The 517-nt window shown below is 33.7% G+C and carries 1 protein-coding gene; it reads left to right on the top strand.

The window, feature by feature from the left end; all coding sequences use genetic code 11:
* Positions 1 to 517 (top strand): Stealth CR1 domain-containing protein (locus LZ634_RS22440; protein ID WP_320673919.1); only part of this gene is annotated, 517 nt, incomplete at both ends.

Raw genomic sequence — 517 nt, 5'->3', positions numbered from 1 at the left:
GGGTTAAACGGATGTCCAGTAAAATTTCGTCTTTTCACAGGAAGTGTAAAAAGTTATTTAAAACGCCTGGTGTATTCTTTCGTGATTATTTTAATAAGAAATATCCTGATGTTTATAACGAAATACTTTGCCCACAAGACGAGGAATCTATATTAATTCAACATGATATATCATTAGAAAATCAGATGAATATTAATTTTCCGATTGATGTTGTTTTCACATGGGTAAATGATAAAGATCCTGAGTGGCAAAGAAAATACCAATTCTACTGTCATATTGATCCACACCGACATGGGAAATATGCAACCGACCAGGCTAGGTTTAGTAACCATAATGAACTTTACTACGCCATAAAGAGTGTCGTAATTAATTTACCGTGGGTAAGACAAATATTTGTTGTTACGGATAATCAGCTCCCACCATGGCTAGATGAATACCCAAATGTGAAAGTGATTGATCATACACAAATCATATCACATAAATATCTTCCTACATTTAACTCACATGTTATTGAAGC

Origin of the sequence: Kluyvera intermedia (genome assembly GCF_021440345.1) — a bacterium.
Taxonomy (GTDB): domain Bacteria; phylum Pseudomonadota; class Gammaproteobacteria; order Enterobacterales; family Enterobacteriaceae; genus Kluyvera; species Kluyvera intermedia_A.
The sequence above is the reverse complement of the archived record's forward strand: the minus strand, read 5'-3'. Positions and strand labels throughout refer to the sequence as shown.